This is a genomic window from Neobacillus niacini, from assembly GCF_046591715.1.
In the GTDB taxonomy this organism is placed as follows: domain Bacteria; phylum Bacillota; class Bacilli; order Bacillales; family Cytobacillaceae; genus Neobacillus; species Neobacillus niacini_L.
This window is the reverse complement of sequence record NZ_JAWVNQ010000011.1, coordinates 12,887-29,891: the sequence shown is the minus strand read 5'-3', so window position 1 is coordinate 29,891 and position 17,005 is coordinate 12,887. Positions and strand designations below refer to the sequence as shown.

The 17,005-nt window shown below is 41.5% G+C and carries 16 protein-coding genes; 2 read left to right on the top strand and 14 right to left on the bottom strand.

Annotated elements, in window-relative coordinates; all coding sequences use genetic code 11:
• Positions 1 to 71 precede the first annotated feature (71 nt).
• The 5 genes from pcrA to SFC47_RS20495 form a co-directional block, all read right to left on the bottom strand.
• Positions 72 to 2,363 (bottom strand): DNA helicase PcrA, encoded by a 2,292-nt coding sequence (gene pcrA / locus SFC47_RS20515; protein WP_411256445.1) that lies wholly within the window; start codon positions 2,361 to 2,363, stop codon positions 72 to 74.
• A 65-nt stretch (positions 2,364 to 2,428) separates the two neighbouring features.
• Complete coding sequence (gene pcrB, locus SFC47_RS20510; RefSeq protein ID WP_411256341.1) at positions 2,429 to 3,112, bottom strand: heptaprenylglyceryl phosphate synthase; 684 nt, start codon at positions 3,110 to 3,112, stop codon at positions 2,429 to 2,431.
• Positions 3,113 to 3,278: 166 nt separating this feature from the next.
• Entirely contained in the window at positions 3,279 to 3,590 is a 312-nt protein-coding gene (locus SFC47_RS20505) for a YerC/YecD family TrpR-related protein (protein ID WP_411256339.1), read from the bottom strand.
• Between the two features lie 39 nt (positions 3,591 to 3,629).
• Positions 3,630 to 4,667 carry a DUF3048 domain-containing protein gene (locus tag SFC47_RS20500; RefSeq protein WP_411256337.1) on the bottom strand — a complete coding sequence of 346 codons (1,038 nt, stop codon included), beginning with the start codon at positions 4,665 to 4,667 and terminating at the stop codon, positions 3,630 to 3,632.
• A 76-nt stretch (positions 4,668 to 4,743) separates the two neighbouring features.
• On the bottom strand, positions 4,744 to 6,486 hold the full coding sequence (locus SFC47_RS20495; protein WP_411256335.1) for an adenine deaminase C-terminal domain-containing protein: 1,743 nt from the start codon (positions 6,484 to 6,486) through the stop codon (positions 4,744 to 4,746).
• Between the two features lie 169 nt (positions 6,487 to 6,655).
• Here SFC47_RS20495 and SFC47_RS20490 point away from each other — a divergent pair, with 169 nt between their 5' ends.
• Entirely contained in the window at positions 6,656 to 6,946 is a 291-nt protein-coding gene (locus SFC47_RS20490) for a YgaP family membrane protein (protein WP_411256333.1), read from the top strand.
• A 294-nt stretch (positions 6,947 to 7,240) separates the two neighbouring features.
• Positions 7,241 to 7,354, top strand: a complete 114-nt coding sequence (locus SFC47_RS20485; RefSeq protein WP_411256331.1) for an EYxxD motif small membrane protein — start codon at positions 7,241 to 7,243, stop codon at positions 7,352 to 7,354.
• On the opposite strand, the gene purD is transcribed toward SFC47_RS20485, so the two are convergent.
• Genes purD through purC form a run of 9 tightly spaced genes read right to left on the bottom strand, consistent with a single transcriptional unit; the run spans position 7,332 to position 17,002 of the window.
• On the bottom strand, positions 7,332 to 8,603 hold the full coding sequence (gene purD, locus SFC47_RS20480) for a phosphoribosylamine--glycine ligase (protein ID WP_411256329.1): 1,272 nt from the start codon (positions 8,601 to 8,603) through the stop codon (positions 7,332 to 7,334). The two genes, SFC47_RS20485 and purD, sit on opposite strands and share 23 nt — an antisense overlap.
• A gap of 15 nt (positions 8,604 to 8,618) precedes the next feature.
• A complete protein-coding gene (gene purH / locus SFC47_RS20475) occupies positions 8,619 to 10,157 on the bottom strand; it encodes a bifunctional phosphoribosylaminoimidazolecarboxamide formyltransferase/IMP cyclohydrolase (protein WP_411256328.1) in 1,539 nt (512 codons plus the stop codon).
• Complete coding sequence (gene purN / locus SFC47_RS20470) at positions 10,132 to 10,734, bottom strand: phosphoribosylglycinamide formyltransferase (protein ID WP_411256326.1); 603 nt, start codon at positions 10,732 to 10,734, stop codon at positions 10,132 to 10,134. The genes purH and purN overlap by 26 nt, the downstream gene beginning before the upstream one ends.
• Positions 10,731 to 11,756: a phosphoribosylformylglycinamidine cyclo-ligase gene (gene purM, locus SFC47_RS20465; protein WP_411256324.1), complete on the bottom strand. Its 1,026-nt coding sequence runs from the start codon at positions 11,754 to 11,756 to the stop codon at positions 10,731 to 10,733. Before purM ends, purN begins: the two co-directional genes overlap by 4 nt.
• Positions 11,757 to 11,767: 11 nt before the next feature.
• The gene (purF, locus tag SFC47_RS20460) at positions 11,768 to 13,174 is read right to left on the bottom strand and encodes an amidophosphoribosyltransferase (RefSeq protein WP_411256322.1); all 1,407 of its coding nucleotides are present in this window, start codon (positions 13,172 to 13,174) and stop codon (positions 11,768 to 11,770) included.
• Entirely contained in the window at positions 13,150 to 15,378 is a 2,229-nt protein-coding gene (gene purL / locus SFC47_RS20455; protein WP_411256320.1) for a phosphoribosylformylglycinamidine synthase subunit PurL, read from the bottom strand. Before purL ends, purF begins: the two co-directional genes overlap by 25 nt.
• Positions 15,362 to 16,045 (bottom strand): phosphoribosylformylglycinamidine synthase subunit PurQ, encoded by a 684-nt coding sequence (purQ, locus tag SFC47_RS20450; RefSeq protein ID WP_411256318.1) that lies wholly within the window; start codon positions 16,043 to 16,045, stop codon positions 15,362 to 15,364. The genes purL and purQ overlap by 17 nt, the downstream gene beginning before the upstream one ends.
• Positions 16,042 to 16,296, bottom strand: a complete 255-nt coding sequence (gene purS / locus SFC47_RS20445) for a phosphoribosylformylglycinamidine synthase subunit PurS (RefSeq protein WP_411256316.1) — start codon at positions 16,294 to 16,296, stop codon at positions 16,042 to 16,044. The genes purQ and purS overlap by 4 nt, the downstream gene beginning before the upstream one ends.
• On the bottom strand, positions 16,289 to 17,002 hold the full coding sequence (gene purC, locus SFC47_RS20440) for a phosphoribosylaminoimidazolesuccinocarboxamide synthase (RefSeq protein WP_411256314.1): 714 nt from the start codon (positions 17,000 to 17,002) through the stop codon (positions 16,289 to 16,291). Before purC ends, purS begins: the two co-directional genes overlap by 8 nt.
• Positions 17,003 to 17,005: the final 3 nt, after the last annotated feature.

Genomic DNA, 17,005 nt, shown 5'->3' with positions numbered 1-17,005 from the left:
CGAGAATAGCCCCATGCTAGGGGCAATTTTTTTCTCGTTTTTAAGCTCCTGGTTGTGCTGACACTTTTCTTTTATACCTTTTTTGTAATGGGAGCAAATTTAGCCAGCAGCCGCTTGATTCCAGTTGGGCTTGGGAAAGCAATATCCAGCTCTGTTCCTTCGCCTTCTCCTTTAACACTTACCACTGTTCCAATTCCCCATTTACCATGTTCAGCTTTATCGCCGACCTTCCAGCCGACCGTATCCCCGCCAGTAGCAGAAGTTAATGGTCTCATGACTGGTTTTCTAGTTACCGGTGTTCCAAAAGAGGTTCCAGTTGTTCCAGTACTACGCCCTCCAAATGAAGTTCCAGTTGTTCCAGAAGTACGGTTTCCAAAAGAAGTCCCTCTTGTTCCAAAAGGAGCTCGTTTCTCTTCTTTTTCCACTCCTTCTAAGAGGTCTTCCGGAATTTCATTGATGAACCGGGAGGCTGGATTCATATTAGTGCGCCCAAACAGCGTTCTCATCTGAGCATTGGTCAGGAAAAGAGTCTGCTCTGCACGGGTAATACCTACGTATGCCAAGCGGCGTTCTTCTTCCATTTCTGCTTCTTCCATTAAGGAGCGGCTGTGAGGGAATACCCCTTCTTCCAATCCAATTAAAAAGACGACAGGAAATTCTAATCCCTTAGCAGAGTGCAGGGTCATAAGGGTAATAGAATCTGCCTTCTCCCCATCTTCATCTAACGAATCAATATCAGCCACTAATGCTAGGTCAGTTAAGAAAGCGACCAGGCTCTTATCTTCATTCACTTCTTCAAAGTTCTTCGTAACAGATAATAATTCGTCCAAGTTCTCAAGTCTGCTTTGGGCTTCGATAGACTTCTCAGCCTTTAGCATTTCACGGTAACCAGACTTTTCTAAAATATCCTCAACAAGTTCGGTTACAGATAGAAACTCTTGCATTTGTGTATAGTTTTTAATTAAATCCCTGAATTCCCTTGCTCCCTTAGTGATTTTCGGACTTAAACCTAATAATTCCACCGAATCAAGAGCTTGGAAAATAGATATATCATGCATAGCAGCAAAGTCAGCCATCTTATCGACGGAGCTTGAGCCGATTCCGCGTTTCGGTACGTTAATAATACGCTGTAAGCTGATGTCATCATCAGGGTTAGAAATAAGCCTCAAATAAGCAAGCATGTCCTTGATTTCTTTTCTATCATAGAACTTTGTTCCGCCGACTATGCTGTATTCGAGATTTGATTTTAACAGAACTTCCTCCATTACACGGGACTGAGCGTTCGTCCGGTAAAGGATGGCCACGTCAGAAAGCTTGTACTTACCTTCGCGTGTTAGTTCTTTAATTTTTCCAGCAACAAACTGTGCCTCACCTTGCTCACTATCGGCTCTGTAGTAAACAATTTTGTTACCTTCAGGGTTTTCCGTCCAAAGATTCTTGGCCTTCCGGGTAACATTGTTTTCGATGACCTTATTTGCTGCTAAGAGAATTCTTTTTGTCGAGCGATAGTTTTGCTCTAAGAGAATGACCTTAGCATCGGGATAGTCCTTTTCAAACGAGAGGATATTGGCAATATCTGCCCCTCTCCAGCGGTAGATTGACTGGTCGGAATCACCTACAACGCAAAGGTTTTTAAAACGATTGGCAAGAAATTTCACCAGCATATACTGCGCCCTGTTGGTATCCTGATACTCATCCACATGAATGTATTGAAATTTCCGCTGATAATATTCAAGAACTTCTGGTACACGCTGAAACAGCTGGATCGTCATCATAATCAAGTCATCGAAATCGAGGGCCTGATTCTTCCGTAACCGTTTTTGATATTCTGTATAAACATCGCTGACAGTCTGTTCAAAATACCCCCCAGCGGTTTTTGCATACTCTTCCGGGTCAATTAGTTCATTTTTTGCAGAGCTGATTGCTCCTAAAATTGCCCGCGGGTCGTATTTTTTCGGATCGAGGTTTTTATCCTTAAGAATTCCTTTTACCACTGATTGCTGGTCACCAGTGTCTAAAATGGTAAAATTCCTGCTATAACCCATCCGGTCAATGTCCCTGCGCAGTATTCTTACACACATAGAGTGGAAAGTAGATATCCAAATTTCTTCGGCTGCGCCGCCCATCATTTTCCCAATCCGCTCTCTCATTTCACGGGCTGCTTTATTTGTAAAGGTAATCGCTAAAATATTATAAGGATTTACACGTTTTTCCACGATTAAATAGGCAATACGGTGAGTTAGTACTCTTGTTTTTCCACTGCCTGCACCTGCCATGAGTAATAGCGGACCGTCCGTTGCTTTTACTGCACTTTGTTGTTCTGGGTTTAACCCATTTAAAAGCTTTTCTGATAAGTATTGCAATTCCTTCACCACCATACCAAACATTTGTTCTTATTTTAACTCTTTCTATTCAATTAAGCAAATTTTCACCTTACACTTTTTACTGTTGCTATCGCTTCTTCAAAATGGTCATAAATAGCGTTTCCGACTACTATTACATCTGCATGCTGCGCCATTTCTCCAGCTTGTTCAACACTCGAAATTCCCCCGCCATAAAAGAGAACCGTTTTATCAAGGGCTTTCTTCACCTCAGATACTACTTGTACATCCCCATATATACCGCTGTATTCAAGGTAAAAAATAGGCAGATTAAACATTTTTTCAGCCATCATGGCATACGCCTTTACTTCTTCGGTTGAGGCATTTGTTACGGCTGATGTCAGTTTAGCTGCTTTGCATTCTTCATTCAATATGCAGTAGCCTTCCATAACAATCTCTTCCCAATCCATAATTTCACCAAATTCTTTTACTGCCTGATGGTGAAGACCGGTTATCCACTTTGTATCATTGCTATTTAAAATAGTTGGAATAAAATAAAGGTCAAAGCCAGGGGTAACTATATCAATGCTTGAAACTTCGAGGACACAAGGAACAGTATAGCGGCGAATTCGTGCCATCAGGTCAAGAACCTTTTCCAGGGTTACCCCATCCGTTCCGCCAACAATCACAGCATCTGTTCCAGATTCGCATATTTTCTCTAACTTTTCATCTGATATCTCTTTATTTGGGTCGAGCTTAAACACATGGCGCCACTCGCGAAAATCATACATCCCAAGATCCTCCCATTCTTCCTACATTACACCATTATAGCATTAGCACAATGTATTAAAAAAGAAAACACTAATTTCAATTATAGAAAATCTATCCAAAATAAAAAGCTCTGGCCAATAGGCGCTGGAGCAAGTAAAAAACCGAAGAGAGTCTCTTCGGCTTTGTTTATTTTCCTTCAGTTGTTTCTTCCGCTTTGATTCGCTCTAATACCATTTCATAGGTATCATTCCCAAAATTCAAACAGCGTTTCACTCTTGAAATCGTAGCTGTGCTTGCACCAGTTTCTGTCTCAATTTTATGATAGGTATTTCCCTCACGAAGCATTCTGGCTACATCCAACCGCTGCGCTAACGATTGAATCTCATTAATCGTACATAAATCATCAAAAAAACGATAGCATTCTTCAAGGTCCTTCAAGGAAAGTACAGCTTGAAATAATTGATCCAGCTCTTTTCCGCGTAGTTTATTAATTTGCATATTGTTTACTCCTCTAATTAAATAAAGTATTATTCTGCATTAAAATGAAACACTTGATTGCAGGCCTGGATTCGTTGGAACCACATTGACCCAAGTCTTTCCATGAACAAACGGAACTACTTCACCATTTCTTATTGGCAGAATGAGACCGTTTATATTTTTCCATTCCACATTTATTACCTTACCCTTTTGGAACAAGTAACCTGATCCGCCTGATTCTAAATCTATTTCTTTACGGCCAATACTATCAATTACCTGATGCGACGCCTCGATAACGAAAAGATTATCCACTAATAGCGGTTCTTTTGTCTCATAATCAACGGTTAGTTCACCGTTCGTGTAGCGCTTGTATCTTTCATCACCTGGATCGTATTCGTATTCCGAATTAAATATACCACTAGGTGAATACGAAATCATAACCGATACTGCTTCATCCCCTGTTACCGTTTTACTCTCATCCTCTGTCAAAAAGGTAAATTCCGGCGGAGACTGCTCCATTGAGTATTTCTTTTCCTTCGCACCCTTTATAATATTATCATACGTAATATAGGAATTATGGGGTGCGACCCTGAAGTCTGCCCTTTTAAACAAAGTACCATCATAAACCATACCATTCAGGTTATCGACATATTCTTTTTCGAGCATTTTTTTTGCCTCTTCACTATAGCCGTGCGCAATAAATAAAGCGTTAAGGCCCTTTGCTAAATCGATGTAATAGTCCCTCGCACTTCGAACTGGTCCAACATTCTTTGGCTTTTCACTTTGGAAAACAGCTAGAAAGCGGGTAACATCACCCTCAGCCAGAATTTCATACACTACATCCGCTTCGTTCAAACCGGATTGAGGTCTCGCATCAGGGTGGTTATTTACCATAACTGCCACTGCTCTGCCATCAGTCTTAGTATCCGAACCGACACCAGTTAATGGATAGTGATAAGGTAATTCCTTTACTACCTCTTCCTGCACTACTTCTTCAACTTCTTTTACTGGCTCCTTTGGTCCATTCGCCTTCTCTTTATTGCTGCAACCAGAGAGCAGTAAAAGAGCTGCTGTTATTGCAACAGCCCATTTTTTCATCTTTTTAAAACACTCCTATCCCTTTTAAAGAAAGTAAGGTTTCTGTCGATTTTATCCAATTAAATCCTTTTATATTTTAACGCATTATCGACGGAAAGAGTACAGTTTTATTCATAACATCATACATCCCCTGCTGGGTAATCCGAATATAGGGTAAATGAGTAGCTGAAAAGAATAACAAACTGTAAACAGGGTCTGAGAAGGAATACCCGCGTTCTTTTAATTCCACAAGTAATTTCTTTTCCTCATCTATTAATTCCTTTATCGGGAGATTGGACATTATTCCATTAAGTCTTAATGGCACCTCACATACAACCTGCTCTTGTTCAACCATGACAATGCCGCCGCCTAATTCCTTCATCCTGTCGAAGGCAGCCAGCATATCACGTTTATTTTTCCCGATTAGGATAATGTCTCCTGTATTGGAAAATGAGCTTGCGAGTGCAGAAAGATTGGTTGCAAATCCCTTTAGCAGCGTATTAATCCTCCACTTTCCATTTCGGTCGAGCAGAGTAAAGAAACATTCATCATGGTCGGTTGATAACTCTTCACAGGAAGCATCAATCGCGATGGAATATGGTTTTGTAATAACTGAATTCTCCATTTTGATTCCAAAAGGCATAGAAAATTGCAGATCGTCAACACTTAAGTTCCAAGCAAGTTCCATTGGCTTAAGTCCATACTCATCCCAATTTACAGAGTGGTAAGCATCCACCACTTGCCCTTCACGTTTTACCCATTTCCCTTTAGCCAGGACAGAATGCGGGGTCGGGTTTTCGATACTCGATAAGAAGTTAATATTGGCTACCCGGCCAGTTGCGATATTTCCATGCAGATGGTCAATATTGTAATAACGGGCAATATTCACCGTAGCCATATTATAGGCATCAACAACCGGTACACCTTTTTCAATTGCAATTCGAATCATCTGGTCGTTAATTCCCTGTTCATAAAAAGTGGATGTGGAACCATCTGTGTTAAACATTAATCGGTCATAGGCTTGTATTCCTAATCGTTTCATATCATCAAGTAAATCTGGCAGGTCAGGACGAATGGAAGAGTATCTCAATGAGACCATATACCCCTGCATCAGGCGATTAAACACTTCCTCGCCGGTCATGGCTTCATGGTCACTATCTGCACCTAACAGCATCAATTTCGCTAATGTTTTCTCCGATGCACCCGGAAAATGACCTTCAATTTTTTTATTCAGCCTTTTGGTCTCTTGAATCCAATGCAGCATCATATCATCGCCGTCTAATAATTTAGGCCAGCCAGTCAGTTCGCCGCCTTGAAGCACTGCATCATGCTCTAACCAAGACTTGATATTACTATGTGAAAATACATCTTCTTCATTTAAAATCTCAGTTTGTGGATCAAACCGGCACCACCAGTACATGGTCGTTGGTATGGAGCGTAAGTCCTTTAATAATGAAAACGCTTCCTTTTTCTTCAAATTCATAATCAAAGACATGTTGTCGTTAATGATGGTTGTTGTTCCGAACTGAGATGCATAGGCCGCTAAAGTATGGGGATTATATAATTGAAAAGGATGGGCATGCGGCTCGATATACCCAGGAACAAGAATCTCATTTGTACAGTCAATGATTTCACAGTTTTCCACTTTTGCCGGCAAATTCTCGCCAACATATACAATCCGATCTTCATATATCCAAATATTCGCCCGCATCCATTGGCGAAATGTTTGATTTAAATATAAGGCATTTTTTAATAAAATGGTTGGTGAAGTTTTTCCATCTAAAACGGATACATGCATGCGTAAATGTTTATTCTTCCATCGATAACGTTGTTCCAGCAAACGAAACCCCTCCCTTTCTTAGAAGCTATCTATCTATTATAAAGTATTGATTTATCAATAAAGAAAGCCCTTACAAAATGGTTTTATACTTATACTAACATATTTTACTGTTTAACGCATTAAAGAATTGGATATTGACTGTAAAAATATTGTGAAGGAGTGAACAAAAATGAACGTTACAAAAAATATTGGAATTTTGAACGCATTAGTTAGGATAACGCTTGGGCTTACCATTCTTTCTTGGAGTACAGCTAAAATGGTGAAGTTTCCTTGGAGAGACTCTTATTTGTTTATCGCTATTTGTGGAGCAATGAAGGTGGCTGAGGGTATTGTACGTTTTTGCCCGGTAACCGCCTTATTTGAAAGATATCAGGAAATGGAACAGCCAAAACCGCTTGCCCTTGGCGACGGCTCGAACGATATGGATGCTGAAGAAGTTCTGCCGTACAATCCTTCTTAAAATTGCAAAGAATTTTGGCTGGAACGCTATTCGTGCCCTTCTACACGTATTTTTGAGGATTGTGGTAACGAATAGCCGCTATTCGTGCCCCTCTCCTCGTATCTTTGATGATTGCGGTAACGAATAGTCGTTATTCGTGCCCTTCCCCTCGTATTTTTGAGAATTGCGGTAACGAATAGTCGTTATTCGTGATTTTATACCGATATTTTTACCCAACATCGGTAATGATTGCGCATCAAAACAAAAATCGGGCTGAACCATTATGGTCAGCCCTTGAAAGGAAGGTAATCTCTAATGTTCTGGGAATATCTATTAGATATGTCGTTCGTGTTAATCAGCTTAATCGGCGGTATTGTGGCACTTTTATATGTTTTTATCAGACGCTCTAACAAAAGACGCGCCCGATAGCCTTCGAACCGATATCCTTTCGATAGAAGACACCGTCACAATTTAATTTTTCTAGCTCTTGGTAAACCGTAACTTGCGCTTCCTTTAAGCTTTCGGCTTTAGCTCCTACTAAGAGAACCCTGCCGCCGTCCGTAACAAATTCACCCAGCTGGTTTTTATTGGTTCCTGCATGAAAAGTGTACACTTCCTTTGAAATGTCTGCTAGTCCAGTAAGGACCGCACCTTTTTCATATTGCTCTGGGTATCCTTTGGAGGCGACAACCACTCCGATCATTGATTGTTCGTCCCAAACCAATTCAGGAGTACGTCCGTCTAAAACATCTAAAATGGTCTGAACTAAGTCAGATTTTAACCTTGGTAAAATTACTTGTGTTTCCGGGTCTCCAAAGCGGGCATTAAACTCAATAACCTTTGGACCGGCTTCGCTGGCAATCAAACCAGCATAAAGAATACCACAAAAGCTTCTTCCCTCTTGAACCATAGCTTTCGCTGCTGGCTTAAGAATGGTTTCAATGGCGGTTTCAACAGTTCCCTTTGCAATATGAGGAACTGGAGAATAAGCACCCATTCCGCCCGTATTTGGACCGTTATCACCGTCATAGGCACGTTTATGGTCTTGAGCGATTTCCAGCGGTATTACCATTTCCCCATTCACAAATGCCATTAAGGAAAATTCCTCACCGCTTAGAAACTCTTCAATTACCACTCGGGCTGAAGCTTCACCAAATTTTTGACCAACCAGCATTTCTTCGATACTCTGTAAGGCTTCTTCCATCGTTAAGGCAACCGTAACGCCTTTTCCAGCTGCTAAGCCATCTGCTTTAATGACAATAGGAGCACCTTTTTCTTCAATATATTGCTTTGCTTCTTCAAAGTTAGTGAATACCGCATAATCAGCAGTAGGGATCTCATACTTTCTCATGATCTCCTTCGCAAACGATTTGCTTCCTTCTATTTCGGCTGCCAATCTGCGGGGGCCAAATACCGCTAGACCTTCTGCTTCAAATTTATCCGCTAACCCTTCAAGCAAGGGAACTTCTGGACCGATAATCGTTAAACCAATACCCTGTTCTTTTGCGAATTGGATCAGCTGGTTATGATTACTTTCGTCAATCAAAACACGTTCTGCCACGTCTTCCATTCCGTAATTACCTGGAGCTGCATATACCTTTTCAACCAGCGTGCTTTCACTTACCTTTCGGCACAGCGCATGTTCTCTTCCGCCTCGGCCAATAATTAGAACCTTCACACATCTCACCTCATTTTAGTGTTTAAAATGTCTAACTCCGGTAAACACCATTGCAATTCCATATTCATCTGCTTTTTTGATTGAATCCTCATCGCGAATAGAACCGCCTGGTTGAATAATAGCCGTAATTCCCGCTTTCGCTGCAGCTTCTACTGTATCATCCATTGGGAAGAAAGCATCAGAGGCGAGTGCAGCTCCTGCAGCTTTTTCACCTGCTTGTTTTAAAGCAATTTCAGCAGCGCCAACTCTGTTCATTTGCCCTGCACCTATTCCAATTGTCATATCCTCTTTTGCTACAACGATGGCATTCGATTTCACATGTTTAACTACTTTCCAGCCAAGCTTTAGCGCTTCCCATTCCTCTTCAGTCGGCTGTCTTTTCGTAGCTACTTTAATCTCAGCATTTTCTAACGTAAATGTGTCCTGCTCCTGTGCAAGCAGTCCGCCTTCAATGGTAGTCAGCTTCATCTCAGGTTTCTTAGCTCCTGTAAATGGAACCGTTAATAAACGCAGGTTCTTTTTCGCTTTTAAGATTGATAATGCTTCTTCAGTAAAGGAAGGAGCAATAATGATTTCTAAGAAAATTCCATAGAGTTTGCCAGCTGTTTCTGCATCCACTTCGCTGTTAAAGGCAATGATTCCGCCGAAAATTGAAACAGGATCCGCAGCAAACGCCTTTTCAAAGGCACTGAAACTATTGGCACCTGTACCGATACCACAAGGATTCATATGCTTTACAGCAACCGCAGCAGGCTCGGTGAATTCTTTCACAATCTGCAGCGCAGCATCAGCATCATTAATATTATTATAAGAAAGCTCTTTTCCATGAAGCTGCTCACCATTAGCAATGGAGAATGTAGAACCTAGTGGTTTTTTATAAAAAGCAGCTTTTTGATGCGGGTTTTCCCCGTATCTTAGCGACTGCTTCAGTTCATATGTAACCGTCAATGTTTCAGGTGTTTCTTCCTGGGCAAGTTCTGTCATGTATTCAGCAATAAGTGCATCATACGCGGCAGTGTGGCGGAAAACCTTTGCGCCTAGTTTTCTGCGTGTTTCAAGCGTCGTTTTACCCTCTGCTTTTAATTCCTCAATGACCTTGTTATAGTCAGCCGGGTCAACCACCACTGTTACATATTGATGATTTTTTGCTGAAGCACGCAGCATCGTTGGACCGCCGATATCAATATTTTCAATCGCATCCTCGGTTGTAACATCTGGCTTTGCAATGGTTTGTTGGAATGGATAAAGATTCACACAAACAATTTGGATCGGATCAATGCTATGCTCATCCAGCTGCTTTTGATGCTGTTCATTATCATGCTTTGCGAGTAAGCCGCCATGAATGAACGGGTTTAACGTTTTTACACGTCCTTCTAATATTTCTGGAAAACCGGTTACTTCGCTTACTCCTAGGACAGGAATTCCTTCTTCATGGAGTGCTTTTTTTGTTCCGCCTGTTGAAATAATTTCAAAACCTAAGCTGACTAATTCTTTAGCAAAATCAGTAATACCATTTTTATCAGAAACACTAATAAGTGCGCGCTTTTTTGTCACTTCTAACTTCCCCTCTCGTTAACAGCATTTGCAGGATGGATGGATAAAGCTTATGCTCAATTCTTTGGATTTTCTGCTGAAGGCTTTCTCGGGTTTCCTTTTTACTTAATCGGATACGTTCCTGGACAATGATTGGCCCTGTGTCCATTCCTTCATCAACATAATGGATGGTTACACCGCTCCACTCAGCCTTTGCAGCTAAAGCCTGACCAATGGCATCTTTACCAGGAAAAGCTGGAAGAAGCGAAGGATGGATATTAACAATACGTCCAGCATATTCTCCGAGCAAAGTGGGACCAATCAGCCTCATATAACCGGCGAGAACGATAAACTCGACACCATAGCTGGTTAATTTCTCTAAGATCGCCTTTTCATACGCTTCTTTAGAGCTATAATCCTTTGGGCTAAATGCAAAGGTTGGGATATGAGCGGCATCCGCACGCCTTACCGCGTAGGCTTCCGGCTTGTCACAGACAAGGAGTGCAATGTCCGCTTTTAGTTCTCCCGATTTCACTACATCAATAATCGCTTGAAAATTGCTTCCGTTTCCTGATGCAAAAACAGCAATCTTTCTCATCGGCGGCCTCCGATAGTAATCCCTTCTTCTTGTGTTACAACACCGATTTCATAAGCAGTTTCTCCGCACTGTTTGAAATGATCCAACACATCTGGAGCAATTTCCTTATCCACTGCTATCACCATGCCAATACCCATATTAAAGATATTATACATTTCCTGTTGGTCGATTTGTCCAACCGTCGTGATTAAATTAAAAATCGGCGGGATCTCCCAACTCTTTTCATATATAGCTGCTCCAAGTCCATTAGGAAGCATCCGAGGGATATTTTCAATAAAACCGCCGCCGGTAATATGAGCCATTCCCTTTAAATTGAATTTTTTCAATGCTGATAGTACAGGCTTTACATAGATTTTTGTTGGTTTTAACAACTCTTCACCAAGAGTTGTACCCAGCTCATCCACATATTCAGTTAGTGCCCAATTGTTAAAAACCCTTCTTACGAGCGAATAACCATTGCTGTGGATTCCACTTGAAGCTAACCCTATTAACACATCACCAGCCTGAATATTTTCCCCTGTAATCAGTTGGCTTTTTTCACAAGCGCCGACTGTAAATCCAGCTAAATCATACTCATTTTCACTATATAATCCAGGCATTTCAGCCGTCTCTCCGCCAATTAAGGCACATCCTGCCTGCTCACAGCCTGCAGCGATGCCCTTAACAATCGCTTCAATCTTTTCAGGCTTTGCTTTCCCAGTAGCAATATAGTCTAAAAAGAACAAAGGCTCTGCGCCTTGAACAACGATATCATTGACACACATTGCAACTGCGTCAATACCAATAGTGTCATGCTGATCCATCCAAAATGCAATCATCAACTTGGTGCCCACTCCGTCTGTTCCCGAGACAAGAACAGGCTCCTTAAGGTTAAGTGCTGACAGGTCGAACATTCCGCCGAATCCGCCAAGGCTTCCCAGCACACCTGCCCGGGCTGTTTTTTGCACATGCTTTTTCATTCTTTCAACAGCCTCATAACCTGCTTCGATGTTTACCCCTGCTTCTTTATAAGCGTTCGCCATGATGGTCCCTCCTATTTTTGATAATAATATTGGAGTGTGTCTGGATAAATTTCTGTTGGATAATTACCTGTAAAGCAGCCGAGGCAAAAACCTTCTGTTCCCTCTGTATTGACAATCGCTCCTACCATTCCCTCTTTACTTAGGAATGTTAGTGAATCTGCGCCAATCAGTTCTCTAATCTCTTCAACTGATTTATCTGAGGCTATTAGTTCTTCCTTCGACGATGTATCAATCCCGTAAAAACAAGGATTTTTTATTGGAGGAGAACTGATGACAACGTGTACCTCTGTTGCTCCTGCCTCTTTTAACAGATTTACAATTCTTCTGCTCGTTGTCCCGCGAACGATTGAGTCATCGACCATCACGACACGTTTTCCTTCAACCACACCACGAACAGCAGATAATTTCATCTTTACTCCCTGTTCCCGCAACGATTGTGTTGGCTGAATAAAGGTCCTGCCAACGTATTTATTTTTAATTAATCCCATTTCATAGGGAATACCCGAAGCTTCTGCATAGCCAATCGCTGCAGAAATACTAGAATCTGGAACACCAGTAACTACGTCCGCTTCAATTGGTGCTTCTGCCGCCAATCTTTTCCCCATGTTCTTACGGGCTGTGTGTACATTTATACCTTGGATATTACTATCCGGTCTTGAAAAATAAACATATTCCATCGTACAGATAGACTTTGTCGAATTGAAGGCGAACTGTTCAGAGGAGATACCATCTTTGTTAATAACTACTAATTCCCCTGGTCTAATATCTCGAATATATTCGGCTCCAATGACATCAAAAGCACAAGTTTCGGAAGCGACCACATAAGCATCTCCTAAACATGCCAACGACAAAGGTCTTAACCCATTGGGATCTAGCGCAACCATTAGTTCATTCTCTGTTAGGATTAAATAGGCATAAGCTCCTTTTAACATGGAAAGTGCATTTTTTACCTGATCTTTAATATCAGAAAATCCACTTCTTCTAATTAAATGGGCTAAAACTTCTGTGTCAGAGCTTGTTTGAAAAATACTGCCTTGTGTTTCAAGCTGGTGCTTTAAGTAATTGGCATTGACTAGGTTCCCATTATGAGCGAGGGCAAGACTTCCAGTTTGAGAATGGAACAAGAGGGGCTGGACATTTTCATATCCACCGCCTCCTGCCGTTGCGTAACGAACATGCCCAATGGCAGAGGTTCCCTTTAATTTTTCCATCACGTCGGCTGTGAAAATCTCTGAAACTAGTCCTTCACCTTTCACAACTCTAAGCTTATCTCCGTCGGATACCACAATACCAGTACCCTCTTGACCGCGGTGCTGCAGACTATGAAGTCCATAATAGGTTAACTGTGCAGAATCTGGGTGCCCCCAGACACCAAAGACTCCGCACTCTTCATTTAATCCCTTGATTTCAGCAAGCATGGGATAGCTCCTTTCCAGGCATCCTTCAATTCATTCACTGAAGCTTCTAAAATCGTGTTATTTTCTGCATTTACCTTTAATACAGCTGTATCATTTACTTCGCCAATAAGTTTGGCGGCTACTAAACTTTCAAACTCTGCTTGATGTTCTTTTTTCACAGTTAATAGGAAACGGGATTGAGTTTCGCTAAACAGTGCTGTTACCGGGTTACCCTCGATATTGATTGTTGCTCCAAGCTGTTCTTGGCCAAAAAGACTCTCAGCAACCGCTGCACCTAGACCACCTTCAGAAAGGTCATGTGCCGATTGAACCACTCCTGCACGAATAGCAGATAACACTTGATTCTGTCTTTCTTTTTCTAGTTGAATATTAAGTTCCGGAGCTTTACCGAAAATCCGTCCGTTTTGCAGTTTCTGTAACTCACTGCCTCCAAACTCAGGCTTTGTTTCTCCAACTAAGTAAATAAGGTTGCCGCTATTTTTAAAGTTTTGAGTCGTAATATGATCAATATCTGTAACTAAGCCAACCATTCCAATGACTGGTGTTGGGTAAATCGCTGTTCCACTTGTTTCGTTATATAAAGAGACATTACCGCCAATAACAGGAGTGTCAAGAACTCGGCAAGCCTCGCTGATTCCATCTGCTGATTTTTCAATCTGCCAGAACACTTCTGGCTTTTCTGGATTTCCAAAATTGAGATTGTCAGTAATGGCTAACGGCTCCGCACCAGAGCAGACAATATTTCGTGCTGCCTCTGCAACTGCAATTGCACCGCCGACTTCAGGATCTAAATAGACATAGCGTGAGTTACAATCAGTCGTCATCGCTAATGCCTTACGGGTTCCGCGGATTCTGACAACAGAAGCGTCAGATCCAGGTGCCACGACTGTATTCGTACGCACCATATAATCGTACTGATTATAAACCCATTCCTTGCTTGCGATTGTAGGCTGGCTAAGGATTTGTTTCAATGTTTCTTTCAAATCTTCAACCTGCGGTACTTCCACTTTTAAACTTTGGAATTCTTGATAGTAACTTGGTTCTTTAGATGGCTTATGATAAACAGGTGCATCCTCAGCTAAAGCATCTACTGGAACATCTGCCACGATTTCGCCATGGTGCACAAGACGCAGCTTTTTATCATCTGTTACAGTCCCAATCGCAACGGCTTCAAGATCATACTTTGTGAATAGATCTTTGATTTCCTGCTCTCTTCCCTTTGTAACAACAATCAGCATACGCTCTTGTGATTCCGAAAGCATCATTTCATATGCAGTCATACCTGTTTCACGCTGTGGCACAAGGTCTAAATTCATTTCAATACCCATTCCAGCCTTACTTGCCATTTCTGCTGAAGAACTTGTTAATCCCGCAGCACCCATATCCTGAATGCCGACAAGGGCGTCTGATTGAATCAACTCAAGGCAGGCCTCTAGTAGAAGCTTTTCCATGAATGGGTCACCCACTTGGACCGCTGGGCGATTTTCATCGGACTGTTCTGTTAATTCTTCAGAAGCAAAGGTCGCACCGTGAATTCCGTCACGGCCTGTTTTCGCTCCAACATACATCACTGTATTGCCAACACCTTGTGCAAGACCTTTTTTAATATCTTTATGATCAATTAGACCAACACACATGGCATTTACTAATGGATTTCCTTCATAACATGGTTCAAACTGAATCTCACCGCCAACTGTCGGGATTCCGATACAGTTTCCGTAGCCAGCAATTCCGGCAACGACTTCTTTGAAAAGGTAACGAACTCTTGCAGACTCATCAAGTTCACCGAAACGCAGTGAATTTAATAGAGCAATTGGACGTGCACCCATTGAAAATATATCACGGATAATCCCGCCGACACCTGTTGCCGCCCCTTGGTATGGCTCGATGGCTGATGGGTGGTTATGGCTTTCAATCTTAAACACAACTGCTTGATTATCACCGATATCGACAATTCCTGCTCCCTCCCCAGGACCTTGCAGAACACGCTCACCTGTCGTTGGGAATTTTCTTAGCACTGGTTTAGAGTTTTTATAGCTGCAATGCTCTGACCACATTACCGAGAAAAGGCCTGTTTCGGTGTAATTCGGCGTCCGGCCTAGAATATTTTCAACAAGCGTAAATTCTTCATCGGATAAGCCCATTTGCTGATAAAGTTTCTCTGTCTTTACTTGATCTGGTCTTGGTTCATGCTTTAACAACATTTGCTTCCCTCCAGCTTCTTACAATCGATTGAAATAATTTCAGTCCATCTGCGCCGCCTAATAACTCATCTACGGCTCTTTCAGGGTGGGGCATCATACCGAGGACATTCCCTTTTTCATTGATAATTCCTGCGATATCTTCTAAACTTCCGTTTGGGTTATCTTGGTAAGTAAAAACGATTTGGTTATTTTCTTTTAGCTTTGACAGCGTTGCTTCGTCACAATAGTAGTTTCCTTCACCATGAGCTACAGGGACTGTGATGGTCTCACCTTCACTGTAGGCTTGAGAAAACATAGTCTGATTGTTCACTACCTTTAATTCAACAGGTTTACAGATAAATGAGAGGCTTTCATTACGTCTCATGGCTCCTGGCAGTAATCCTGCCTCTAGTAAAATTTGAAATCCATTGCAGACACCAAGAATCGGTTTCCCTGCTTCTGCAGCTTTTACGACTGCTTGCATAACCTTACTAAAACGGGCAATCGCTCCTGAACGTAAGTAATCGCCGTATGAAAAACCGCCAGGAAGTAAGATTCCATCAAACTCATCTAAGCTCTCTGTATCATGCCAAACATATTCAACCTGCTCACCAAGTTCATCCTTTATCGCATGGTACATATCGACGTCACAGTTAGACCCCGGAAAAACGATGACTGCAAACTTCACTGAGGAACACACTCCTCTACTTCATAACGGTAGTCTTCAATGACTGTATTGGCTAATAGCTTGCTGCAAATTTCATTGATTACTTCATCAAGGTCACGGTCTGACTTTTCAATAGTAAGCTCCATATATTTACCGATTCGAACGTCGGATACCTCTGGATAATTTAATGAGTGAAGTGAATGAGTAACTGCCTTACCTTGTGGATCTAATACACTTTCTCTTAACGTTACATAAACCTTTACCTTAAACATGCTGTTTTCCCCCTAATCTAGCCAAAATGGTTTCATATGCTTCTGTTAAACTGCCAAGGTCACGACGGAATACATCCTTATCGAGCTTTTCATTTGTCTTTTTGTCCCAAAGTCTGCAAGTGTCTGGTGAAATCTCATCTGCTAACAGAATGATGCCATTTGCATCTTTACCAAACTCAAGTTTGAAGTCTATAAGATTAATTCCCAATTCGTTAAAAAAGCTTGATAAAACTGTATTGATTTTTAGTGCATTTTCTTTAAGAATGGTTAGTTCTTCGTTTGTTGCCAGGTTCAATTCGTGAATATGATCTGTAGTTAGTAATGGGTCTCCGAGGTCATCATTTTTCAAATAAAACTCTACGAGCGGTTTTGTTAATTCTTTACCTTCTTCGATTCCTAATCGCTTTGAAAGGCTTCCAGCAGCGATATTGCGAACAACAACCTCAAGCGGTATGATTTCTACCCTTTTAACCAGCTGCTCAGTTTCAGAAATTCTTTCAATGAAATGCGACTCAATTCCCTGTTCCTTAAGCTTTAAAAATAGCAAACTAGTAATTTCGTTATTCAAACGGCCCTTGCCAGTAATATCCGCTTTCTTTTGGCCGTTGAAAGCTGTGGCCGAATCCTTATATTCAATTAAAACAATCTGTTCATCATGTGTTCTAAAAATTCGCTTCGCTTTTCCTTCATATAGTAGTTCTTTCATAAA